This is a genomic window from Cognatundibacterium curvum (assembly GCF_014284235.1).
In the GTDB taxonomy this organism is placed as follows: Bacteria; Pseudomonadota; Gammaproteobacteria; order Burkholderiales; family Burkholderiaceae_D; genus Undibacterium; species Undibacterium curvum.
The window spans coordinates 1-264 of sequence record NZ_JACOGD010000048.1 but is presented as its reverse complement, the minus strand read 5'-3'; the positions used below and the strand labels follow the sequence as shown (position 1 = coordinate 264).

General features: G+C 60.6%; 1 protein-coding gene. It reads right to left on the bottom strand.

Annotation, left to right across the window (positions count from 1 at the left end; genetic code table 11):
* Positions 1-264: AMP-binding protein (locus tag H8K43_RS19350; protein ID WP_186905267.1), on the bottom strand; the 264-nt coding region annotated here is incomplete at both ends.

Sequence of the window (264 nt, the reverse complement as noted above, 5' to 3'; positions counted from 1 at the left end):
CGCGGTCACCCGGAACCAGCGGATCATAGCCAGCTTTGCGCGCGTAGGTCAGATTGAGTGCTGCGCTATGGCTGACGCCGACGGCTTTGGGCGTGCCGGTGGAGCCTGAGGTGTAGATCAGATAGGCTAGGCTATCACCATTGCCGATGACCGGGGGCAGCGCTTCAGATTGCTCATCGTTATGCCCAGCGATATCCGATTCCGATACGCTCAGGCTGGGGCAAGGCAGCGCACCAAGTTCTGCGCCTTCGGCCACAATCACCA